General features: G+C 68.1%; 25 protein-coding genes and 1 pseudogene. 14 read left to right on the plus strand and 12 right to left on the minus strand.

All coding sequences use genetic code 11. The features are described 5' to 3' along the window. The first annotated feature begins 1 nt into the window (after window position 1). Window positions 2-445 (plus strand): nitroreductase/quinone reductase family protein, encoded by a 444-nt coding sequence (locus G6N23_RS17380; RefSeq protein ID WP_085259740.1) that lies wholly within the window; start codon window positions 2-4, stop codon window positions 443-445. A gap of 6 nt (window positions 446-451) precedes the next feature. On the opposite strand, the gene G6N23_RS17385 is transcribed toward G6N23_RS17380, so the two are convergent. Next, entirely contained in the window at window positions 452-1,144 is a 693-nt protein-coding gene (locus tag G6N23_RS17385) for a demethylmenaquinone methyltransferase (protein ID WP_085259739.1), read from the minus strand. Window positions 1,145-1,180: 36 nt separating this feature from the next. Here G6N23_RS17385 and G6N23_RS17390 point away from each other — a divergent pair, with 36 nt between their 5' ends. Then, the gene (locus G6N23_RS17390; RefSeq protein ID WP_085259738.1) at window positions 1,181-1,825 is read left to right on the plus strand and encodes a DsbA family protein; all 645 of its coding nucleotides are present in this window, start codon (window positions 1,181-1,183) and stop codon (window positions 1,823-1,825) included. Here the strand turns inward: G6N23_RS17390 and G6N23_RS17395 are convergent. The 3 genes from G6N23_RS17395 to G6N23_RS17405 are packed head-to-tail and all read right to left on the minus strand — an operon-like array spanning window position 1,822 to window position 4,818. Next, window positions 1,822-2,295 carry a DUF3592 domain-containing protein gene (locus G6N23_RS17395; protein ID WP_085259737.1) on the minus strand — a complete coding sequence of 158 codons (474 nt, stop codon included), beginning with the start codon at window positions 2,293-2,295 and terminating at the stop codon, window positions 1,822-1,824. The genes G6N23_RS17390 and G6N23_RS17395 overlap by 4 nt on opposite strands. A 29-nt stretch (window positions 2,296-2,324) precedes the next feature. Continuing rightward, window positions 2,325-3,977, minus strand: a complete 1,653-nt coding sequence (gene menD, locus G6N23_RS17400; RefSeq protein WP_085259736.1) for a 2-succinyl-5-enolpyruvyl-6-hydroxy-3-cyclohexene-1-carboxylic-acid synthase — start codon at window positions 3,975-3,977, stop codon at window positions 2,325-2,327. Window positions 3,978-3,987: 10 nt separating this feature from the next. Beyond that, window positions 3,988-4,818, minus strand: a complete 831-nt coding sequence (locus G6N23_RS17405) for an alpha/beta fold hydrolase (RefSeq protein WP_085259735.1) — start codon at window positions 4,816-4,818, stop codon at window positions 3,988-3,990. Between the two features lie 70 nt (window positions 4,819-4,888). Between G6N23_RS17405 and G6N23_RS17410 the strand changes: the two genes are divergently transcribed. Next, window positions 4,889-5,578: a sensor domain-containing protein gene (locus G6N23_RS17410; RefSeq protein ID WP_234808505.1), complete on the plus strand. Its 690-nt coding sequence runs from the start codon at window positions 4,889-4,891 to the stop codon at window positions 5,576-5,578. Between the two features lie 88 nt (window positions 5,579-5,666). Here the strand turns inward: G6N23_RS17410 and G6N23_RS17415 are convergent, their stop codons facing one another. The 8 genes and pseudogenes from G6N23_RS17415 to G6N23_RS17450 all read right to left on the minus strand — a co-directional run bounded on the left by G6N23_RS17415 (window position 5,667) and on the right by G6N23_RS17450 (window position 12,411). Then, window positions 5,667-6,617: an o-succinylbenzoate synthase gene (locus tag G6N23_RS17415; RefSeq protein ID WP_085259733.1), complete on the minus strand. Its 951-nt coding sequence runs from the start codon at window positions 6,615-6,617 to the stop codon at window positions 5,667-5,669. Window positions 6,618-6,650: 33 nt separating this feature from the next. Continuing rightward, the gene (locus G6N23_RS17420) at window positions 6,651-7,862 is read right to left on the minus strand and encodes a DUF7159 family protein (protein WP_133055452.1); all 1,212 of its coding nucleotides are present in this window, start codon (window positions 7,860-7,862) and stop codon (window positions 6,651-6,653) included. 182 nt (window positions 7,863-8,044) lie between these two features. After that, window positions 8,045-8,366: pseudogene (locus G6N23_RS17425) on the minus strand (hypothetical protein). Between the two features lie 82 nt (window positions 8,367-8,448). Continuing rightward, on the minus strand, window positions 8,449-8,889 hold the full coding sequence (locus G6N23_RS17430; protein ID WP_133055451.1) for a hypothetical protein: 441 nt from the start codon (window positions 8,887-8,889) through the stop codon (window positions 8,449-8,451). Further along, a complete protein-coding gene (locus G6N23_RS17435) occupies window positions 8,874-10,559 on the minus strand; it encodes a hypothetical protein (protein ID WP_085259730.1) in 1,686 nt (561 codons plus the stop codon). Before G6N23_RS17435 ends, G6N23_RS17430 begins: the two co-directional genes overlap by 16 nt. A gap of 3 nt (window positions 10,560-10,562) precedes the next feature. After that, window positions 10,563-10,901 carry a WXG100 family type VII secretion target gene (locus tag G6N23_RS17440; protein WP_133055450.1) on the minus strand — a complete coding sequence of 113 codons (339 nt, stop codon included), beginning with the start codon at window positions 10,899-10,901 and terminating at the stop codon, window positions 10,563-10,565. Window positions 10,902-10,997: 96 nt separating this feature from the next. Next, a complete protein-coding gene (locus tag G6N23_RS17445) occupies window positions 10,998-11,834 on the minus strand; it encodes an amidohydrolase family protein (RefSeq protein ID WP_085259728.1) in 837 nt (278 codons plus the stop codon). A gap of 22 nt (window positions 11,835-11,856) precedes the next feature. Next, window positions 11,857-12,411, minus strand: a complete 555-nt coding sequence (locus tag G6N23_RS17450) for a TetR/AcrR family transcriptional regulator (RefSeq protein ID WP_085259727.1) — start codon at window positions 12,409-12,411, stop codon at window positions 11,857-11,859. 89 nt (window positions 12,412-12,500) lie between these two features. Here G6N23_RS17450 and G6N23_RS17455 point away from each other — a divergent pair, with 89 nt between their 5' ends. The 11 genes from G6N23_RS17455 to menE all read left to right on the plus strand — a co-directional run bounded on the left by G6N23_RS17455 (window position 12,501) and on the right by menE (window position 20,962). Continuing rightward, entirely contained in the window at window positions 12,501-13,448 is a 948-nt protein-coding gene (locus G6N23_RS17455; protein ID WP_085259726.1) for an aldo/keto reductase, read from the plus strand. Window positions 13,449-13,473: 25 nt separating this feature from the next. After that, window positions 13,474-13,950, plus strand: a complete 477-nt coding sequence (locus G6N23_RS17460) for a nitroreductase family deazaflavin-dependent oxidoreductase (protein ID WP_085259725.1) — start codon at window positions 13,474-13,476, stop codon at window positions 13,948-13,950. Continuing rightward, entirely contained in the window at window positions 13,947-14,849 is a 903-nt protein-coding gene (locus G6N23_RS17465; protein WP_085259724.1) for a 1,4-dihydroxy-2-naphthoyl-CoA synthase, read from the plus strand. The genes G6N23_RS17460 and G6N23_RS17465 overlap by 4 nt, the downstream gene beginning before the upstream one ends. 103 nt (window positions 14,850-14,952) lie before the next feature. Next, a complete protein-coding gene (locus tag G6N23_RS17470) occupies window positions 14,953-15,822 on the plus strand; it encodes an SDR family oxidoreductase (protein WP_085259723.1) in 870 nt (289 codons plus the stop codon). 13 nt (window positions 15,823-15,835) lie between these two features. After that, on the plus strand, window positions 15,836-16,246 hold the full coding sequence (locus G6N23_RS17475) for a VOC family protein (protein WP_085259722.1): 411 nt from the start codon (window positions 15,836-15,838) through the stop codon (window positions 16,244-16,246). A 106-nt stretch (window positions 16,247-16,352) separates the two neighbouring features. Continuing rightward, window positions 16,353-17,636, plus strand: coding sequence for an inorganic phosphate transporter (locus G6N23_RS17480; protein ID WP_085259721.1), 1,284 nt, complete (start codon window positions 16,353-16,355; stop codon window positions 17,634-17,636). Then, entirely contained in the window at window positions 17,633-17,926 is a 294-nt protein-coding gene (locus G6N23_RS17485; RefSeq protein ID WP_085259720.1) for a hypothetical protein, read from the plus strand. Before G6N23_RS17480 ends, G6N23_RS17485 begins: the two co-directional genes overlap by 4 nt. 43 nt (window positions 17,927-17,969) lie before the next feature. Next, entirely contained in the window at window positions 17,970-19,175 is a 1,206-nt protein-coding gene (locus G6N23_RS17490) for an inorganic phosphate transporter (protein ID WP_085259719.1), read from the plus strand. A 5-nt stretch (window positions 19,176-19,180) separates the two neighbouring features. Next, window positions 19,181-19,471, plus strand: a complete 291-nt coding sequence (locus G6N23_RS17495) for a hypothetical protein (protein ID WP_085259823.1) — start codon at window positions 19,181-19,183, stop codon at window positions 19,469-19,471. A gap of 49 nt (window positions 19,472-19,520) precedes the next feature. Beyond that, entirely contained in the window at window positions 19,521-19,823 is a 303-nt protein-coding gene (locus G6N23_RS17500; protein ID WP_085259718.1) for a DUF3349 domain-containing protein, read from the plus strand. Window positions 19,824-19,861: 38 nt separating this feature from the next. Then, on the plus strand, window positions 19,862-20,962 hold the full coding sequence (gene menE / locus G6N23_RS17505; protein WP_207567957.1) for an o-succinylbenzoate--CoA ligase: 1,101 nt from the start codon (window positions 19,862-19,864) through the stop codon (window positions 20,960-20,962). Window positions 20,963-20,969: the final 7 nt, after the last annotated feature.

A 20,969-nucleotide genomic window follows, 5' to 3' on the forward strand; every position in this document is an offset into this window, starting at 1 on the left:
CATGGCCGTCGCGAAGCTCCCCGGCTGGCTCAAGCCGATGAACAAGGTCATGTTGGCGATACAGAGGCTCGGCATCACGGCGGGTCCGGTCACCGTCCTGACGGTGCCCGGCCGCAAGTCGGGCCAGCCCCGCAGCACACCGATGACGCCGTTCACAGTCAATGGCAGCGTGCACGGTGTGGCGTTTCCCGGTGCCGACTGGGCGAGCAATGCACGCGCCGCGCGGGTGGGAACGTTGACCCGGGGGCGCAGATCGCGAACGGTGCACATCGTGGAACTGCCCGCCGACGAGGCACGGCCGGTGCTGCGGGCATTTCACTCCGAGGTGCCGGTCGGGGTGGGGTTCATGAAGCGCACCGGCCTGGCACCGCACGGCACTCCTGAGGAGATCGAAGCGCTCGCCGGCCGCTGCGCCGTCTTCCGGTTCGACCCGGTGGCGGACTGATCGCCGTCAGGCCAACGGCTTGCGGGCCGAGTGCAGTGCGACGATGCCGCCTGTGAGGTTGCGCCAGCTGACGTCCGACCAGCCCGCCGCGGAGATCTGCTCGGCCAGTGCCGCCTGGTCCGGCCAGGCCCGGATCGACTCGGCAAGATAGACGTAGGCCTCCGGGTTCGACGACACCGCCCGGGCCACCGCCGGCAGCGCCCGCATCAGGTACTCCTTGTAGGCGGTGGCGAACACCGGGACGGTCGGGGTGGAGAACTCGCAGACCACCAGCCGCCCACCGGGTTTGGTCACCCGAGCCATCTCCCGCAGACCCGCCGTGTGGTCGACGACGTTGCGCAGCCCGAAACTGATCGTGACCGCGTCGAACACGCGATCGCCGAAGGGCAGCTTGGTGGCGTCCCCGGCGACCTTGGGCACGTCACGCTTGCGCCCGGCGGCCAACATGCCGACCGAGAAGTCCGCCGCCACGCACCATGCGCCCGATTTCGCGAGTTCGACGGTGGACACCGCGGTGCCGGCGGCCAGGTCCAGCACCTTCTCCCCCGGCTGCAACCCCAGGGTTTTGCGGGTCGCCCGCCGCCACGCGCGATCCCGGCCCAGCGACATCACCGTGTTGGTGAGGTCATAGCGGCGCGCGACGCCGTCGAACATCGATGCCACCGCGTGGGGGTCTTTGTCCAGGCTCGCGCGGCTCACCGTGTCGACGCTACCCGGTCCGATAGGGTGTTTGGAATGCGGTCTTGGCTGGGCACATTGGCAGTACTGGTGACGTTCGGCGTGGTGCTGGCGGGTCCGGCGGCAGCAGACCCCGGCGCGCCGGGCACCGCGTGGGCGCCCGATCACTTCGGGGTGCTGGCCGGGTCGGCCGACGCCCCGGTGCAGCTGGAGGTGTTCTGCGATCCGCAGTGCTCCGAATGCGCGAAGTTCGTGGCGGCCTCCGGGGACGACTTGGGCAGTCACCTGGTGGCCGGGGACGTCGCGGTGACCTACCGGTGGATGACGTTCCTGGACGCCCGCCGGGGCAACGACACCTCCGCCCGGGTCGGCAACGCGCTGATGGCGGCCTCCGATCCGGCGACATCGGCCGCCACCTATCAGACGTTCGTCTCCGAGCTGTACCGCAGGGGCGGCACGCCGGGCCTGGAGGACATCGCGGCCACCGCGCGTGACGCCGGCCTGCCCGCCCACGTGGTGGACCGGATCGCCGCCGGACAGCAGGTTGTCGACCCCACCTCGATGAACGCCTTCAACCGGGTGCAGCTGCTGGCGGCGAACCCGGAGAGTCCCGGCACCCCAACGGTTTACGACGCCGTCACCAGAACGGTCGTCGACACCGACGACGCCGGCTGGCTGGACCGGCTCACCGAAGGGCGTTAGTCGCGCGCCCAGCGTCGTTCGACGACGGCCAACCCGGCCAGCGCCGCGGTGCCGAATAGCCAGGCGATCACCACGATCGAGCCGGCCGGGATGATCGCCAGTACCGCGGTGCGGTGCTGAACCCGCACCAGGTCCGGGTCGGACTTGTCGTATTCAACGTAAATGCGCATCCCGGTTGCCAATTCGGACGGATAGAGCACTCCCAGTTCGGGGCGGTACGTGATTCGCTCCGGGGTGACGAACTCGATGGTGGAGCGCCGGAAGCCCGCGTTGAGGACTTCGGCCTCGGCCACCCCCATGTCACGTTCGATGGCGATGTCGTTGCGCCAGGCGCCGGCCACCAGCAGCATCGACTGCAGCGTCACCACGACCACCATGATCAGCACACCCATTCGGGCCCAGCGCAACAGGCGTCCGATTGTGCTATCCGGCGCGACAACGCCCTCACCGCGAATCAGGCTGTGCAGCACCGTCTTCAATGAATTGAAACGGGACAATCTCACAGTGCGGCCTTGATCGCGGCGTGCAGTGCCCGCAGCGACGACCGGTCGGCCTTGACCTCGAGCACCCGCAGGCCGCCGGCAGGCTCGGCGAGCGCGGCGGGCAGTGCGTCGACCTCGATCTGCCGGGACTCGATGTGATAGGCGCGGCACAGCCCGCCGACGTCGACGTCATGTGGGGTGCCGAAGATCCGCGACGACACGTCGGCGAACCTGGGGTCGCCCTGTTCGAGCAGCTCGAAGATGCCACCGCCATTGTCGTTGGACACCACGATGGTCAGCTGCCGCGGCGTCGGCTCGGTGGGGCCGATCAGCAGCCCGGAGCTGTCGTGCACAAACGTCAGGTCGCCGATCAGGGCGATGGTGCGGGCGTCGGGGTTGGCCCGCTCGTGCGCCAGCGCCGCACCGATCGCGGTGGACACGGTGCCGTCGATACCGGCGACCCCGCGGTTGGATCGCACGGCGATGTCTCGGGCGGCCGCGGCGTTGCCCAGCCCCACCAGCGCGGCGTCACGCACCGGGTTCGAGGCGCCCAGCACCAGCTGATCACCGGGGCGCATCGCGTCGGCGACGGCCGCGGCCACGTGCAGACCGGTGGTGAGCGGGTGCGCCGCCAACTGCTCGCGCACCGCGGCGTTGGCGCTGCGGTTGAGCTGGGCGCAGCGGCGCAGCCAGGCCGCATCCGGCGACCCCGAGGTCACGGCCCGGGTGCCGGTTGCCTGCGAGTTTCCCGACACGTCCGGCCAGCGCGGTCCGGTGGTCAGCGCGAACACCGGAACCGTGGGGTCGGCCAGCAGCGCCGACACCGGGCGGTGCAGGGTGGGCCGGCCGGCCATGATGACCTGCTGCGGGCGCAGCAGCGGCAGCGCCAGCGGGTGCAGCGGATTCTGCGGCACCGGGGCGGTGGGTTCGGCGACGGTGGGCAGCGCCGCCAGGTTCGGGTGCGCCCCGGCGCCGTGCCCGGCGATCACCACGGTGTCCGGGGTCAAATCGATCTCCAGCGGCTGATCGAAGCTGACCGGCGGGGTGTAAGTCCAGGGCCGGCCGTCGGGGCGGCCCGGCGGCAGCGCTCCCGAATCGTCGGGATCGGGCACCAGCGGTTCACGCAGCGGAATGTCGAACTGCACCGGACCGGCGTTGGCGGTGCGAGATCCGTTGGCGGCGACCAACACTCGACACACCGCCGAGCGCCAGGTGGCGTTGAGGGCGTCCATACGCTCGGGGGCGTCTTCAGCGAGTCCCAAACTGATCGTGGCACGTACCTGGGTGCCGAAATAACCGAGTTGCTCCATGGTCTGGTTCGCCCCGGTACCCAGCAGCTCATAGGGCCGGTTGGCCGACAGCACAATCAGCGGCACCCGCGCGTAGTTGGCCTCCACCACCGCCGGCCCCAGGTTGGCCACCGCGGTACCCGAGGTCATCGCCACACACACCGGCGCGCCGGCACCCACCGACAACCCGATCGCCAGGTATCCGGCGGTACGTTCGTCGATGCGCACGTGCAGGCGCAGCCGGCCGGCCCGGTCGGCGTCGTGCAGCGCGAAGGCCAGCGGCGCGTTGCGCGACCCCGGGCACAGCACCACGTCGCGGACGCCACCGCGGATCAGCTCGTCGACGACGATGCGGGCCTGTGCCGTCGAGGGGTTGGTCATTGTTATCAGGTTAGTCGTGCGTCGGCGGGGGAGGCGTCCAGCGGAACGTCCTGCCGTCGACCTCGGCCAGGAATTCGCACGCGGCCTTGTTGACCTGGTCTGGCTTCTCGATGAAGCCCAGGTGGCCGGCGTCGGGGATCTCCAGGTACCGTGCGCCCGGAATTGCGTCGGCGACCTCGCGACTCAGGTGTGCCGGGGTGACGACGTCGTCGCCGAACCCGATCACCAGCACCGGCTGGGTGATGTTGGCATAGGCGGGCAGCCGGTTGGTCAGCGGCGCTACGTCGAGCTGACAGCGCAGCCCCGGGGTGTTCTTGACCGGCCACATGGTGAACATCGCGATCCAGTCCTTGATCGCGGCGTCATCGCTGAGGGTCTTCGGCGAAAAACTTTCCAGCAGACGCACTTTGGCTTCGTATTCGGCGGGCAGCTCGACACCGGACTCGGCCAGCTTCACCTCTGCGGAGTAGAAGAAGTCCCGGGCGCGGTCATGCCGGCCGCGAGTGGCCATCAGCACGGCCGAACGCACCAGCTCTGGGCGCGCCAGCATCAGTTCCTGGGCGATGAAGGCGCCCATCGACACCGCGACGATCCGAACCGGGGCCACCCCCAGGGATTCGATCAGCTGCGCGGTGTCGGCCACCATGGTCTCGGTGGTGAACCCCGAGGCGTTCTCGGTGGCGCCGATACCGCGGTTGTCGAAGGTGATCGGGCGAAACCGGGCGAGCTGGAAGTCGCGTACCTGGTGCAGGTGCCAGCCGCGGCCGGCACCGCCACGCCCGGCGATGAACAGAACCGGATCGCCATCCTGATTACGGTCGTCGTAAGCGAGGTTGGTCACGGGAGTGAAGGTACGCGACCCGCCGACGCCTTATGGTGTCAGGATCGCAACTGCGCAGCTGGGGACGGTGATGCGGAGACGGACCGCGGGGTTGGCTTGCACGCTGGTGCTGGCCTGCGCCGTCGTGGCCGGGTGTTCGCGGGTGACCGAGGGCCGGGCGGTGCCCGCCGACCACGACGGACCCCGGCCGGTGGCGGCGTCGATGCTGCCCGACCTGCTGCTGGAGGCCTCCACCGTCAGCGACATCATGGGCTCGGCCGGTATGCGGGTCAAAGACTCCCGCTCACGGATGTTCGACTCCGGCCGGCAATTCCCCGACCTCGACTGCATGGTCGCCTGGATGCCCGCCGAGCAGTCGGTCTACGCCGGCACCAATTGGGCGGCCACGATGGTCCAGACCCTCTCCGAAACCGCGCTGGACCACTTCGTCATCCAGGCGGCCACGGTGTTCGTCAACCGGGTCGATGCGCAGAGCTTCTTCGACACGACCGCCCGGCGGTGGGCGCTGTGCGGCGAGCGGTCCTTTACGACCACCAAGAACGGCTACGGCGATACGCCGTGGACGTTCGACACGGTCACCGACGTCGACTCCACGGTGTGGATGACCCAGCACCAGGACGACAGCGCGGGATGGTCGTGCCAGCGGGCGCTGCGGGTGGCCAACAACGTCGCCATCGACGTGCTGGCGTGCAAGCTCTACGTCAGCGACGAAGCGGTCACGATCGCGAACGGCATCGACGCGCGGCTGCCCAGCGTCTGAGTTGTCGGCGGACAGCGTGCCGAGTGTGCGGTTTCGCACGCAGTTCGGTGATTTTTCGTGCCAAACCGCACACTCGACGGATGCAAACTCAGACGGCCAGCAGCCGATGGCAGGCCGTGATCCGGTCGATCCACCACTGCCGCCTTGCCGGGGGGGCCGCCAGGGCGTGCAGCCGTGCCGGGTCCGGGGTGATCGGCTGCACCGGCAGGTAGCCGTCGGTTTGCGGTGGGGTCTCTGCGACATCGTCGGTGAACAGCGATCCGGTGCCCAGCCCGCAGGCGTGCTGCAGGTCCGGCAGTGCGGCCGCGGCGTGCAACCCGGTGCTTATACCGACCGCGGAGTCGATCGCGCTGGAGATCACCACCGGTATGCCGATCTGGGCGGCGATGGCCAGGAGCTGTGAAATACCGCCCAGCGGCGCGACTTTGAGCACGGCGATATCGGCGGCGCCGGCTTTGGCGACGGCCAGCGGATCCTCGGCCTTGCGGATGCTCTCGTCGGCGGCGACCGGGGTGTCGATGCGGCGGCGCAGCTCGGCGAGCTCGGCGACCGTGGCGCAGGGTTGTTCCAGATACTCCAGCGGTCCCAACGCCTTTGCCGCCTGCACGGCCTGCTCGATGCTCCAGCCGCCGTTGGCATCCACCCGCACGGTGGGGATCACGGCGCGCACGGCCTCGACGCGGGCGACGTCATCGGCCAGGGCCTGGCCGGGTTCGGCGACTTTGACTTTGGCGGTTTCCGCGCCGGGGAACCGTGCCAGCACCTCCGGCACCCGGCCGGCGTCGACGGCGGGCACGGTCGCGTTGATCGGGATCCGGTCGCGGATGGGCTCGGGCGGCTGGTGGTAGGCGCTTTCCAACGCCGAGGCCAACCAATGTGCCGCCTCGGGCGGTTCGTACTCGGGGAAGGCGCCGAACTCCCCCCAGCCGGCCGGTCCGTCGATCAGGGCGAGTTCGCGAACGGTGATGCCGCGGAATTTGACCCGCATCGGCAACGCCACCACATGCAGGCGGTCGAGGATGTCGTCGAGGCGCGGCATCGGTCTATGGTGCCGGGCAGACGGTGTGGTGCGCTAGGCGGGGGCCGCGTGGTCGGGATCCGGCGCCGGCGTTGCTGGGCGGCCTCCGATCAGGCCGTCATTGTCGACATCGATGCCGAAGGTCTGCTCCACAAATGTGATCGCATCCTGGATCGGCGACGGCGCCGGCTCCTCGACGGCCGACGGCGCCGGAGCCGCTTCAGGCGGTGTGACCGGTGCCGGGCCCGATTCGGCCATCGGCTCGGTCATCTTTCGGAGCCTCGCCTCACCAGGTTCAGTGAATTGTGGCTCTGCATGCTCCGGCGCCGACACCGGTGGCCCCGCCGCGGATTCCTCGTCCGCCATCGAAACCGGCGGCGCCACAGCGGAAGATGCCGGAGGCGTGGCCGGCCGAAGCTGCTGATCCTCGTTGTCGGCGACACCGACACTGCTGTTCACGTGCGGCGACGATTCGCCTCCCAGCAGCGCCCCGCGCACCAGCACAACCGTCATCACCGCGACCAGCACTGTCACCCCCACGGCTGCGATCAGCAACGCATCAGCGCGGCGGAGCCGTTGTCGCACAGGAACAGTCGGCTCATCGACAACGACGCCGACGAAACCAGCGTTTCCGGAAGTGAGCGCCGCCCCGCGGGCCAATCCCAGTTCGGCATCGATCAGCGCAATCATTCGCGGAGCGAGAGCGCGCTCAAGCCGCTCCGGAAAGCCTTCGGTCACTAGGGCATGTGGGACCATCACGAACACAGCACCCGGTACCCAGTCGGCGACGAGTTGGTCCAGCGATACCAACGCCGCGTCGTCGTCGTGGTGTTGGGAAACGGCGGTGTGATGGACACCGTCTCGGCCATCGGCCAGCACCGCGATGGTTTGGTCCTCGGCGATCAGGCTGACGGTCGCGCGCTGAGATCGTCTGCTCGAGGCGACCACCTCGGCCAGCGCCGCCACAGCGTCGGCCGGCTCGAACATCACGATCTCTGCGATGTCCGAATCGGCTAACAGCCCTGCCAAGTCCAACGCATACTGTTCGGCGTCAGTCGTGCTGGTCAGCCCAGCGGCCTGCACCGAGTAGCCGCGGCTCGCTGCGGTGCGCGCAACCTGCGCGACGGCGGCCACAACAACATCCAGTCCTCCCGCAGACACAGCGACCGCATCGCGTATCACCGTCCGCGCATCGGCCCCGACCCCTTCGAGAACAACCAGGCCCGCGCGCGTCGCCGTCAGCGATATCCCCAGTACAGCGCCCACCGATTTCCCCCCGGCACTAACGCCTAAGCCCCCCGGATTAGGCTAACCTTGCCTAATATTAGCGGGTCGGTTCGGCCAGGCAGGGTTGCTGGCAAATTGCCCACTGGCGCGGTCAACCCCGTGGGGCCGCGCCGATGACCAACAGATCCAGCAGGCGGCCGCTCTGGTCGGGCGAGGTCAGGTCACAGCGGTTCGCCGATGTCCGGGAGCAGGGCGATGTCTTGCGGCTGCCCATTGCGAAACATGGCGGCAAGTTCACGAACTCGCCTCTTGGTCCAGGCGCCATCAAGATCGCTGAGCCACTCGTATTCGTACTTGAAGCGCTCCGCGCGATCGCCGATTTTTTTCGCGGCTTCATCTGTGACGATGTCAGTGCAATACCAGTAGCGCAGATCATAATACTTCGAAGCCGAGGTTCCCACGTTCGCAAAACGAATGGTGGTACGAGCCATCGTCCGCGACGAAAACGTTTAGTCCGTGGTTAGTCCGCAGTCCGACTGGGATGGAACGAACGCCGAACTTATCGGCCAGCCGATCGATCTCGGCCTGAAGTTCTCCGGATCTACCTCCTGATGGAGGAATCACTTTATTGACCCTCCAGGATAGCCGTACGCGCAGCATCGAAATCCTGGGCGATGCGTCGAGTAAGCCATTCGAGCCTTTTCGGAGTAGTGTCACAGGATGCGCGCTCCTCGCGAAGTTTCCGCACGAGCTCCTCTAGCGGAAGATCAGCTGTGTCGGCGAAATCGCTGAGGTGGTGCCACTTTTTGGATCGGCCGTAGACGCCAAGCTCATTCGGTGCGTCGAAGGGAGCAATCATCGCATTGATTTCCCCCTCGCGCGAAGAGTGGTAGACCTGGATTTTGCAGTCAGGGCCTCGGTAATAAGCAACCGAGCTCGTCAGCCCCCCCTCGTCAACGATCTCATCAACCTCTTCGACAGCAAAACCCAGTCCCGACAGGAAAGGATCCACAATTCTCCGGACTTCTTCTATGAATTCGTTTACCAACATCAACCCTTCACCCATGCGTTGCCAACTCGCTGGTAGCCGTACTCTGGCGCGTTCTCTACCAGGAACTCAATCTCTCTCGCGGAGAACGAGTCTGGAAACTTCACAAGAACGGACTCCAGTGAGGGACATTCCTCACTAAGGACGTATTCGATGCGGGATACGCCGCTTTCCATTTGGGTAAGCAGGAACTGTTCGTTTACTTGCCACGCAAGGTTGTCCGCTTGGGACGTGCCGAGCCCACCGGCAAGCGCGTCCCATGTCGGACTCCCGGTGTCAAAGTAGATGCCGCCGTTGTCCCTGGCCTCACCGATGTAGCCACCGTCTTGACCGTCGAATCTACCCAGGACGACCCGGTCCGGATTGGGGCCGACGTAGTGGGTCGACATATCGGCGACTTCCTGGCTGAGACCTGCGGTCGGCCCTCCGTGCAGACTTGCATGATTGAGGTCCGTGGCCGAACCTTTTGCCCAGGGGTGATAGGCGGCCGGGGTATCGAGACCGACCTCCGCGTACGACGAAACGGCTGGCCCGGTGTCGAGCACGCCGGGGCCGATGTCGCCGAGCCCCGCCCGAACCATGGCACCCTCACCAGCGAACGGAAGGGTGACCGCGGCGGAGCCGGCATCGAAGGTCTTTTCTCCGAGGTAGTACGGAAGACTCGGCGAGTTGATGGCGTCTTTGACTTCTGCGACGCCTGCACCGACGGGGTTGATCATGGCACTGCCAATGCCTTTGGCCATTCCGCCCCAGGATTCCAGCACACCGGGGGCGCCCGGTCCGCCCTGTCCCAGCAGATTCTTGACGCCTTGTTCGGTGGCGCGCCACCGGTCACCGAATCCGTCGCCGAATCCGGGTGCCGGTCCGCGTTGCGGTGCAGGGGGGATAAATCGCGGCAGCGGCTGCTGGGCGGCGACCACGGCCGCATTGATCCGCGCCTCGATCTGATCCGCCGGAACACCGTCGTTGGCCAGCACCTGCCTAGCAGCTACTTTGAAGCCCTCGACGTCCTTGGGGTTCAACGGGACTGGGGGGACGGGCCCACCGCCCTGCTTCGCCTGGCTCAACAGCCAGGGCAGGCTTCCAGCCGCCGGATCGCCGGAGGCGTCATTCGCCCTCCGCGCGTCGGTCGGCAGCGCCTGCTCGGCCGGCGCCTTCGTTGCGTCGGTCGGCATCGGCGGGCCGAATATCGCGCGACCGTCCGCGGTGACTCTGGTGTCGCCGACTACTGCCCGGATGGCGGTGGCCAGATCCTGGTCCGTCCTGCTTGCGTCGGCCATCAGCTTGGTCAGCCGACGTTGGAGCGCGTCAAAGTCGTTGCGCTTCGTCTCGGCGACGTGTCCGCTCAACCATCCATCGGGACTGATCGCCCAATTATTGCTCGCCGCAGCCGATTTGATCGAGATCCACTCCGTCTTGCAGGCCGAGACCTCAGCCCGAGCGGTGCAGAAGGCGTTGGCGATCGCCGTCGCCTCACTCTGGTGATCGGCAATGTCCGCCCGGTGCTTGCCCAACTCTTGGCGGAACGCGTCGCCGCCGCGACCTTCCCACTCCTTGAGTCCGCTGCCGGTGTCGCCTAACGCTGCACCGAAGTCGGCCTTGCGTGCGGCGCGTTCCGTGGCGATCTCGAACACCGTGTCCAGAGTTTCGAGGTTCCACTTCTCGATGCCGTCGGTAGTGATCGTCATCCGCTAGGAAGCGCCGGATTCTCTGGGAACGAGCACGGTGAACCTCCCGGCGTGCTCCTGCTCCATCGCCGTATAGCGACGACCGCCCTCACGGATGGCCTCGGCGAACGCGTGCACCCGCCCGTGCAACCGCGCGTCGGCGGACTTCCAGTGCGCGCTCAACTCGGCCAGGGCTTCCGCGGAGGACCCGGCCCAGGCCGCGGCGCAGTCACCCACGTAGCCGGCGTGTCGGGCCGCGAACGTGCGTGACACCTCGGTCGCGGCGGCCACCCGCGAGGCGTGGGCGTGCAACTGCGCGGGATCAACCGATAGCTTCGCGGGATCAATCGGTACCGAAGCCATGCTCGCACCTCCGTTGGAGCTCTGGAGCAGGACGCTAGCAAGGTTAATGGCGGTTCCGCCAGTCACCTGTATATGCGACTGGACAGTGGAAGGCGGTTATTCGCACGAGCTTCCGATCTCCAGCTTGAACACCCGCGCGGCATTGCCGTGCAGATAGTCCGCCCGCGCAGCGCCATCGAGGCCGACGTCGTCCAGACCGTCCAGCGCGTGATCGTGCATGATCATCGGATAGTTGGTGCCGAACAACACTTTTCCTTGTCCCGTTCGGGTTTTCATGAACCTGATCAGCTCGTCGGGCAACCGTTTGGTGGTGTAAGCCGAGGTGTCGATGTAGACGTTCTCGTGCTTGCGGGCGACCGCTACCATCTCCTCGGTCCAGGGATAGCCGACGTGCCCGCACACGACGACCAGTTCTGGAAAGTCCAGCGCCACTTGGTCGATGTAGGGAATCGGGCGCCCGGTCTCCGACGGTCGCAGCGGACCGGTGTGGCCGACCTGGGTGCAGAACGGCACCCCGAGTTCGACGCACTCGGCGAACAGCGGGTAATAGCGCCGGTCGGTGGGCGGGGCATTCCACAACCAGGGCACCACCCGCAGGCCGACGAACCCATCGTCGCGAATCCGGCGGCGCAGCTCGCGGACGGCCTCCATCGGGCGATCCAGGTCGACGGTGGCCAGGCCGGCGAACCGGCTCGGGTGCGCCCGAACCCATTCGGCGACCTCGTCGTTGGACACCAGATCCATGCCGTTGGGGCCGCGCCACGCACTGAGCAAGCCGAAATCCACCCCGGCGGAGTCCATCGCGGACACGGTGGCCTCGATCGGGATCTCCTGATCGGGCATCGCCCCGCCGGTCCAGCGCCGCAGGGACGCCAGCATGTCGTCGGCCAGGAAACGGCGGGTCGGGTGCTGCATCCACACGTCGATGGTCATCGTCCCCACCGTAGCCACGGGTTCATGCGGTGGCGGCCACTCCGGCGACCAACAGGTCCAGCAGGCGCCCGGTCTGCTCGGGTGAGGCGCTGGTCAAGAAGATGCCGATCAAATTCGACACCACATCGTCGGCCCGCACGTCCGCGCGCAGGCTGCCGTCCTCGGCGCCGGTCCGCAACAGCAGATCGACCGCACCGACGATGCGCTCGCGGGTCTCATTGGGCTCCATCGCACCGGACTCGACGACGGCCCGCAGCGATTCCGCCATGCCGCGCTTGGCCGCGACGAAGGCGGCGTAGCGATCCATCCAGCGCCGCAGCGCGACCTTGGGCGGGTGGCCCGCGAGCAGCTTTTCGGCCATCGCCGCGACGTCGCCCAGCTCGGCGCGGTAGACGGCCTCGACCAACGCCTCGCGATTGGGAAAGTGCCGGTAGAGCGTGCCGATCCCCACCCCGGCGTCGCGGGCGATCGACTCCAGCGGCACCGGGCTCCCGTCGGAGCCGCCGAACGCCGCGGCGGCGGCGGCCAGGAGCCGCTCGCGGTTGCGGCGCGCATCGGCACGACATTTCCCGGCCAAAGCGGAGGAACCTCCGTTTCTGCTACGCTGACCAAGCGGAGGGTCCTCCGCTAACCACCAGTGTCTCACTTCCCGCTGACAGGAGCACCATGACCGACCAGATCCCGCCCGGCGGCTCCGGCCGCATCGGCACACAGCAGGTGGCGCGCATCGGCTACGGCGCCATGCAGCTCGACGAGAGAATCGCAGACGAGGACGCCGTGGCGGTGCTGCACCGCGCCCTGGAACTCGGCGTCAACCACATCGACACCGCGTCGTTCTACGCCGGCGGCGAGGTCAACCACCGCATCCGCACGGCGCTCGCGCCCTACCGCGACGACCTCGTCATCGTCAGCAAGGTCGGCGCCGCCTACACCGGCGTCGGCCCCGTTCCGCTGACCGCCGCCCAGAAACCGGCCGAACTACGCGCCGCCGTCGAAAACGACCTGCGCCAACTGGGGCTGGACACCATGTCGGTGGTCAACCTGCGGCGCTACGACCTGGGGCCCGCACCGGTCCCCGAGGGCGACCAGAACGTCGACCTCGACGATCAGCTGGCCGAGATGATCGCGCTGCGCGACGAGGGCAAGATCGCCGCGATCGGCATCAGCAGTGTGGGCCTGGATGTGGTGCAGCGGGCGCTGCCGGCCGGGATCGTGTGCGTGCAGAACGCCTACAGCCTGCTGGACCGCTCGCAGGAGGAGACGCTGGACTTCTGCGCCGACGAAGGCATCGCCTGGGTGCCCTACTTCCCGCTGGGCTCGGCGTTCCCCGGCTTACCGAAGGTCACCGACAACGAGACAGTCCGTGAGATCGCCGGCGACCTCGGCGCCACCCCGGCCCAGATCGGCCTGGCCTGGCTGCTGACCACCTCGGCGAACACCTTGCTGATCCCGGGCACCGGATCGATCGCGCATCTGGAGCAGAACATGGCGGTGGCCGACATCGTGCTCAGCGACGACGCCATCGCCCGCCTGGATGCCGTCACCGCCCCGGGGCAGGGCCCGGATTACGCCGCGAGCCTGCGCGAAGCGCTTCGGGAAGCCTCGGCGACCTGACCTCGCCGCCGGGTACCGTCGCGGTGTGAGCAGGGGCAAGCCGGTCCGACCGCCATGGTGGCTGAAGCCGGCGAACAAGATCTTCATCCAGATGTCCCGGCTGGGTTTGCGGTTCGGCGGCGAGAGCCCGGTCGTGCTGACGGTGCCGGGCCGCAAGTCCGGGCAGCCCCGCTCGACACCGGTCACCCCGATGCTCGTCGACGGCGTCGAATACGTCGTCGGCGGTTTCCCGGGCGCGGACTGGGTGGCCAATGTGCGCGCGGCCGGGCAGGCCACCGTGGCCCGCGGCCGGCGTCGTGAGCGAGTGCGGATCGTCGAGCTCGGCGTCGACGAGGCACGGCCGCTGCTGCGCCTCTGGCCGAGTGAGGTGCCCACCGGTGTCGGCTTCATGAAACGATCCGGACTGATCACCCACGGGCGCCCCGAGGAGTTCGAAGCACTCGCCGGGGTGTGCCCGGTGTTCCGCTTCGAGCCGATCCAGAATGGAGTTCACCAGCCTTGAGCAGCAACCCGTTTGACGAGAGCATTTGGCGGCCGGTGGACGGCTTCGCCGATCTGACCGACATCACCTACCACCGCCACGTCACCGACGCCACGGTGCGGGTGGCGTTCAACCGCCCCGAGGTGCGCAACGCGTTTCGCCCGCACACCGTCGACGAGCTGTACCAGGCGCTCGATCACGCCCGGATGTCTTCGGACGTCGGCGTGGTGCTGCTGACCGGCAACGGGCCGTCGGCCAAGGACGGCGGCTGGGCGTTCTGCTCCGGCGGCGACCAACGCATCCGCGGCCGCAGCGGCTACCAGTACGCCTCGGGAGAGACCGCCGACACCGTCGATGCCGCCCGGGCCGGGCGCCTGCACATTCTGGAGGTGCAACGGCTGATCCGGTTCATGCCCAAGCCGGTGATCGCCCTGGTCAACGGTTGGGCGGCCGGCGGCGGGCACAGCCTGCACGTGGTGTGCGACCTGACCCTGGCCAGCCGCGAGCACGCGAGGTTCAAGCAGACCGACGCCGACGTCGGCAGCTTCGACGGCGGGTACGGCTCGGCGTATCTGGCCCGGCAGGTGGGCCAGAAGTTCGCCCGCGAAGTCTTCTTTCTGGGCCGGGCCTACACCGCCGAGCAGATGCACGCCATGGGCGCGGTCAACGAGGTGGTCGACCACGCCGAACTGGAGGCCACCGGCGTGCAGTGGGCCAGGGAGATCAATGGCAAATCACCTCAGGCCCAACGCATGTTGAAGTTCGCCTTCAACCTGCTCGACGACGGGCTGGTGGGCCAGCAGCTGTTCGCCGGCGAGGCCACCCGGCTGGCCTACATGACCGACGAGGCCGTCGAGGGCCGCGATGCGTTCCTGCAGAAGCGCGACCCGGACTGGAGCTCATTCCCGCGCTACTTCTGAGCGGGCGCTTCGCCGAGGCTGCGGTTGGCGTCAAGAAGTGCGAGTGGGCTTCGCGGCAACTACAGGCTCGACGCATCCGGCACCCCGCATAGAGTGTCTATCCATGAGCAAAAGCCCTTTACGCCGCCTGACCGAGGCGGTCGCCCTGGCCGCGATGCGCCCGCCCGTCGCGCCGCAGCTACTGGCGTATCGACCGCTGGCCAAACCGGTCGAGCTGCGCGGCAAGCGGGTGCTGCTCACTGGCGCATCGTCGGGCATCGGCGAGGCCGCGGCCGAACTGTTCGCCGCCCAGGGCGCAACCGTGGTAGCCGCGGCCCGGCGCAAGGACCTGCTCGACGAGGTGGTGGGCCGGATCACCGCCACCGGCGGCAACGCGATCGCGATCGCGTGCGACCTGTCCGACATGGACGCCGTGGACGCGCTGGCCGCCGACGTCGAAAAGCGGCTCGGCGGGGTGGACATCCTGGTCAACAACGCCGGCCGGTCCATCCGGCGACCGCTGGCCGAATCACTGGACCGCTGGCACGACGTCGAGCGGACCATGACGCTGAACTACTACTCGCCGCTGCGGCTGATCCGCGCGATCGCGCCGGGCATGTTCGAGCGCGGCGACGGGCACATCATCAACGTCGCCACCTGGGGCGTGATGACCGAGGCCTCACCGCTGTTCGCGGTGTACAACGCCTCCAAGACGGCGCTGTCGGCGGTCAGCCGCGTCATCGAAACCGAGTGGGCCGGCAAAGGTGTGCATTCCACCACGCTGTACTACCCGCTGGTGGCGACCCCGATGATCGCGCCGACCAAGGCGTTCCGGAACCGGCCCGCGCTGACGGCACACGAGGCAGCCGAATGGATGATCACCGCGGCGCGCAGCCGGCCGGTACGGATCGCCCCGCGGATCGCGGTGACCGCGCGTGCCCTGGACGTGATGGCGCCGGGCCTGGTCACCACGGTCATGCAACGCGGTACGTGATAGACACGAGGTCATGGAGATCCTGGCCAGCCGGGTGCTGCTCCGACCGGCCGACTACCAACGCTCGCTGCGGTTCTACCGCGACGAGCTCGGACTGGCGATCGCCCGCGACTACGGCGCCGGGATGGTGTTCTACGCCGGACAGTCGCTGATCGAGCTTGCCGGGCACGGCAACCCGGAGAGCGCCGACGCACCGTTTCCGGGGGCCCTGTGGCTGCAGGTGCGCGATGTCGCCGCCACCCAGTCCGAGCTGGAGAGCCGCGGCGTCGCAATCGCCCGCACCGCCCGCCGGGAACCGTGGGGATTGCATGAGATGCATGTCACTGACCCCGACGGCATCACCCTGATTTTCGTGGAGGTTCCCGCTGATCACCCGCTACGGCGGGATGCCCGCCAGGACAAACGTGCAAAACCGGAAAGTTAACGGCAGGCGAACAGTTGAAAACGTCTCGAAGTACACCGGCGTTTCGCGAGCGTGATCGTTAGACAACGGCACCCCCGCCCGCCAGAATTGGCGCTGTGATGCTCTCGTGAGCCTTGATCTGTTCCTTTTGATCATCGTGGTGGTCACGGCGCTCGCCTTCGACTTCACCAACGGCTTTCATGACACCGGCAACGCGATGGCGACATCGATCGCCAGTGGTGCGCTCAAGCCCAAGGCCGCGGTCACCCTCTCGGCGTGCTTGAACCTGATCGGAGCATTCCTGTCGACCGCGGTCGCGGCGACGATCGCCAAGGGCCTGGTCGACGCCCACCTGGTGAGCCTGGAGCTGGTCTTCGCCGGTCTGGTCGGCGGCATCGTCTGGAACCTGCTGACCTGGCTGCTGGGAATCCCGTCCAGTTCCTCACACGCCCTGATCGGTGGCATCGTGGGGGCGATGATCGCCGCCGTCGGCGCCCACGGGGTGATCTGGAGTGGCGTGGTCTCCAAGGTGCTGGTCCCGGCGGTGGTCGCCACCGTGATCGCCGCCCTCATCGCCACGGTCGGCACCTGGCTGGTCTACCGCATCACCCGCAACGTCGACGAGAAGCATGCCGAGAAGGTGTTCCAGCGCGGCCAGATCGGCTCGGCCGCACTGGTCTCGCTGGCGCACGGCACCAACGACGCGCAGAAGACCATGGGCGTGATCTTCCTGGCCTTGATGTCCTACGGCGCGGTGAGCACGTCGGCGACGCTGCCGCCGCTGTGGGTGATCGTCAGTTGCGCGCTCGCGATGGCGGCCGGCACCTACACCGGCGGCTGGCGCATCATCCGCACCCTGGGCAAGGGCCTGGTCGAGATCAAGCCCCCACAGGGCATGGCCGCCGAGTCGGCCGCCGCCGCGGTCATCCTGCTGTCCAGCCACTTCGGCTACTCGCTGTCCACCACCCAGGTCGCCACCGGCTCGGTGCTGGGCAGCGGTGTCGGCAAGCCGGGCGCCCAGGTGCGCTGGGCGGTAGCCGGCCGGATGGTGTCGGCCTGGCTGGTGACGCTGCCGATGGCCGGCGGTGTCGGCGCCGGCGCGTACGGCATCGTGCACGGCATCGGCGGCTACCTGGGGATCTCCGTCGGCGTGGCGATGCTGATCACCGCGGTGCTGGCGATCTGGCTGCGCTCGCGGCGGGCGCGCATCGACCACCACAACGTCAACGCCGAGTGGGAAGGCAGCCTCACCGGCGGTCTCACCGACATCGACGCTCACGTGCCGGCCCCGGCGCAGAGCCCGCTGGTCGAGCAGGCGCTGCGGACGGCGTTCGAACCCGACCCCGAGGTGCCGCAGCTGACCATCGTCACCGGCGACCAACCCGCCGCGCGCGAAGTCGTCCGGTCATGACCGCGTGGTTCAACTACGCCGCGACCCTCAAAATCCTGGTGTTCGGGCTGCTGGTCGGCGGGGCATTGCCGGCGCTGTTCGCGGTCGGGGTGCGGGTCAACGCGGTCGGCAACAATGTCCCCGCGAGCACTGATGGCACCGTGAACGCGAAGCGCTCGGTGCTGATCGCGCTCAGCTGGGCGATCTTCCTGGCGGTGCTGGTCGTGGTCGTCATCGGGGTGCTGTTCATCGCCCGCGACTTCCTGGGCCATCACTTCGGCTGGTACCTGCTCGGGGCGAAGCCGAAGTAACCCGGTTCGACAACGCGGGCGTGCGGCTGCAAAACTTCTCCCGGTGACCTTGGAGCTGTTCTTGTTGATCACGGTCGTGATCACCGCCCTGGCCTTCGACTTCACCAACGGCTTCCACGACACCGGCAACGCCGTTGCCACCGGAATCGCCAGTGGTGCGCTCAAACCGAAAACCGCAGTGACGCTGTGCGCCACGCTGAATCTCGTCGGCGCCTTCCTGTCGACACAGGTGGCCGCGACGATCGCCAAGGACCTGGTGGTCACGCATCTGGTGACGCTGGAGGTCATGTTCGGCGGCCTGGTGGGCGGCATCGTGTGGAACCTGCTGACCTGGCTGCTCGGAATACCGTCGAGCTCCTCACACGCACTGATCGGCGGGGTGGTCGGGGCGATGATGGCCGCGGCCGGCGGGGCCGGTGTGCGCTGGGACGGTGTGGTGTCGAAGGTGTTGGTGCCCACCGTGATAGCGGTGCTGGCCGCCACCCTGGTCGCCACCGTCGGAACCCGGCTGGTCTACCGGCTGACCCGTGACGTCTCCCCGCGGCGCACCCGGCGGGAATTCCGTCGCGGCCAAGTCTTCTCGGCCGCTCTGATGTCGCTGGCCCACGGCACCAACGACGCCCAGAAGACGATGGGCGTCATCTTTCTGGCGCTGATCTCCTATGGTGCCGCCCGCAAGACCGACGTGATGCCGCCACTGTGGGTGATCGTGTGCTGTGCGCTGGCGATGGCCGCCGGCACCTACTTCGGCGGCTGGCGGGTGATCCGGACCCTGGGCAAGGGGCTGGTGGACATCGAGCCACCGCAGGGCATGGCGGCCGAATCGTCGTCGGCGGCCATCATTTTGCTGTCCAGCCATTTCGGCTACTCACTGTCGACCACGCAGGTGGTGACCGGGTCGGTGATGGGTTCGGGGCTGGGCAAACCCGGCGCCGACGTGCGCTGGACGGTGGCCCGCCGGATGGCGACCGCCTGGCTGATCACCCTCCCGATGGCCGGCGCCATCGGGGCGCTCACCTACCGACTGGTCCACACCATCGGCGGCTACCCGGGCACCATCGCCGGGCTGGTCGTGCTGGTGGGAGTGGCGACGCTGATCTGGCTGCAGTCCCGCAAAGTCCCGGTCGATCACACCAATGTGACCGCCGACTGGGGCAAGCACATGACCGACGGCCTTGAAGTTATTGCACCGCAGCCGGTTCCACCCTCCTCAGCGGGCGATGTCGGCGCCGAGGAGGTCGACGCATGAGCACGCTGAGCGCCTGGTTCAACTATGTGGCCACGGCCAAGATCCTGATCTTCGGCCTGTTGATCGGCACCGCGATGCCCGGACTGTTCGCGATCGGGGTGCGCCTGGGCGCGGCCGCGGACGGCCCCACCGTCCGCCGTCGGGAATTGAGTGTGCTGCGGTGGGCGGTGTTTGCGCTGTTGCTGGCGATAATGCTGGTCGGGGTGTTGTTCATCAGCCGCGACTTCATCGAGCACCGCATCGGTTGGCAGTGGGATGACTGGGACGTCTGGGACGACGTTTTCGGCGCCGAATAGACGTAATATCGATCCTGACATGGTGTCGGCGCCGGGAAGTTGACGCAGGATGAACAAATTTCTCACCTCGATCGTCGCCTGGCTGCGCGCCGGATATCCCGACGGCGTCCCGCAGACCGACTACGTCCCGCTGCTGGCGCTGCTGTCCCGCCGGCTGTCCAACGACGAGGTGAAGGCCGTCGCCGGGGAACTGATCGGTCGCGGCGAATTCGATCACGTCGACATCGGGGTGCTGATCGCCCGGCTCACCAACGAGCTGCCCGCCCAAGAGGATGTCGACCGGGTGCGGGAGCGGTTGGCCGCCAAAGGCTGGCTGCTGGACGACGCCCCCACCGGCGGAGGGACGCCATAGCCGGCCTGCGCGCACTGGTCGTCCCATCCGACGGTGCGGTGTCGACGCTGCTGCCCGCTCTGCGCGACGTCCTGGACGGCCGCGACGCCGCCCTGACCCCCGTTGCGCCCGACGGTGATCCATCGGTCCTTGAGGTGTTGCGGGTGGGTGAACCGGTCGATGACGACGTCGCGCTGGTGGTGACGACGTCGGGAACCACCGGGGCACCCAAGGGAGCTCTGCTGACCGGCGCGGCACTGCGGGCCAGCGCGGCCGCCACTCACGACCGCCTCGGCGGTCCGGGCCGTTGGCTGCTGGCGTTGCCGCCGCACCACATCGCCGGAATCCAGGTTGTGGTGCGCAGCCTGCTGGCCGGCACCACCCCGGTGCAGCTTGACGTGGCAACGGGTTTCGACATCGAACAGCTTCCGGCGGCCGTCGCCGAACTCGGGTCCGGGCGGCGTTACACCTCCTTGGTGGCCACCCAGCTCGCCAAGGCGCTGACCAGCCCCGCCGCGACGGCCGCGCTGGCCGAACTGGATACGGTGCTGCTGGGCGGTGGGCCTGCGCCGCAACCGGTCCTGGATGCGGCGGCGGGCGCAGGCGTGCGGGTGGTGCGCACCTACGGCATGAGCGAGACCGCCGGGGGCTGCGTCTACGACGGCGTGCCGCTGCCGCAAGTCCGCGTCCGGATCGGCCCGGACGGTCGGATCGCGATCGGCGGACCGACGCTGGCCCGGGGTTACCGCAATCGCGTCGAACCCGACCCATTCGCCGAGCCGGGATGGTTTCACACTAATGATGTTGGCGCCCTCGATGATTCCAAACATCTCAGTGTGCTGGGGCGCGCCGACGACGCAATCAGCACCGGCGGGCTGACCGTGTTACCCGGCCCGGTGGAGGCCGTGTTGTCGACGCACCCCGCGGTGGCCGACTGCGCGGTGTTTCCGATCGACGACGATCGGCTGGGGCAGCGGGTCGCGGCCGCGGTGGTGGTGGCCGGTCTCACCCCGCCGACGCTGGAGGGGTTGCGCGCCCATGTCGCCGCGTCCCTGGACCTCACGGCGGCCCCGCGCGAGTTGCACATCGTCGACGCGCTGCCCCGACGCGGGATCGGGAAGCTGGACCGAAAAGCTCTCATGCGTAGGTTTTCTCGCTGATTAGGCC

Origin of the sequence: Mycolicibacter terrae, from assembly GCF_010727125.1 — a bacterium.
Classification (GTDB): Bacteria; Actinomycetota; Actinomycetes; order Mycobacteriales; family Mycobacteriaceae; genus Mycobacterium; species Mycobacterium terrae.

Bases quoted from the DNA above. Each gene is read 5' to 3' on its own strand.
- G6N23_RS17435 (WP_085259730.1), bottom strand. From the start codon at position 10,559: ATGACGATCACTACCGACGGCATCGAGAAGTGGAACCTCGAAACTCTG.
- G6N23_RS17500 (WP_085259718.1), top strand. From the start codon at position 19,521: ATGAACAAATTTCTCACCTCGATCGTCGCCTGGCTGCGCGCCGGATAT.
- G6N23_RS17390 (WP_085259738.1), top strand. From the start codon at position 1,181: ATGCGGTCTTGGCTGGGCACATTGGCAGTACTGGTGACGTTCGGCGTG.
- G6N23_RS17415 (WP_085259733.1), bottom strand. From the start codon at position 6,617: ATGCCGCGCCTCGACGACATCCTCGACCGCCTGCATGTGGTGGCGTTG.
- G6N23_RS17475 (WP_085259722.1), top strand. From the start codon at position 15,836: ATGGAGATCCTGGCCAGCCGGGTGCTGCTCCGACCGGCCGACTACCAA.
- G6N23_RS17380 (WP_085259740.1), top strand. From the start codon at position 2: ATGGCCGTCGCGAAGCTCCCCGGCTGGCTCAAGCCGATGAACAAGGTC.
- menD (WP_085259736.1), bottom strand. From the start codon at position 3,977: ATGACCAACCCCTCGACGGCACAGGCCCGCATCGTCGTCGACGAGCTG.
- G6N23_RS17430 (WP_133055451.1), bottom strand. From the start codon at position 8,889: ATGGGTGAAGGGTTGATGTTGGTAAACGAATTCATAGAAGAAGTCCGG.
- G6N23_RS17440 (WP_133055450.1), bottom strand. From the start codon at position 10,901: ATGGCTTCGGTACCGATTGATCCCGCGAAGCTATCGGTTGATCCCGCG.
- G6N23_RS17410 (WP_234808505.1), top strand. From the start codon at position 4,889: ATGCGGAGACGGACCGCGGGGTTGGCTTGCACGCTGGTGCTGGCCTGC.
- G6N23_RS17445 (WP_085259728.1), bottom strand. From the start codon at position 11,834: ATGACCATCGACGTGTGGATGCAGCACCCGACCCGCCGTTTCCTGGCC.
- G6N23_RS17485 (WP_085259720.1), top strand. From the start codon at position 17,633: ATGACCGCGTGGTTCAACTACGCCGCGACCCTCAAAATCCTGGTGTTC.
- G6N23_RS17455 (WP_085259726.1), top strand. From the start codon at position 12,501: ATGACCGACCAGATCCCGCCCGGCGGCTCCGGCCGCATCGGCACACAG.
- G6N23_RS17470 (WP_085259723.1), top strand. From the start codon at position 14,953: ATGAGCAAAAGCCCTTTACGCCGCCTGACCGAGGCGGTCGCCCTGGCC.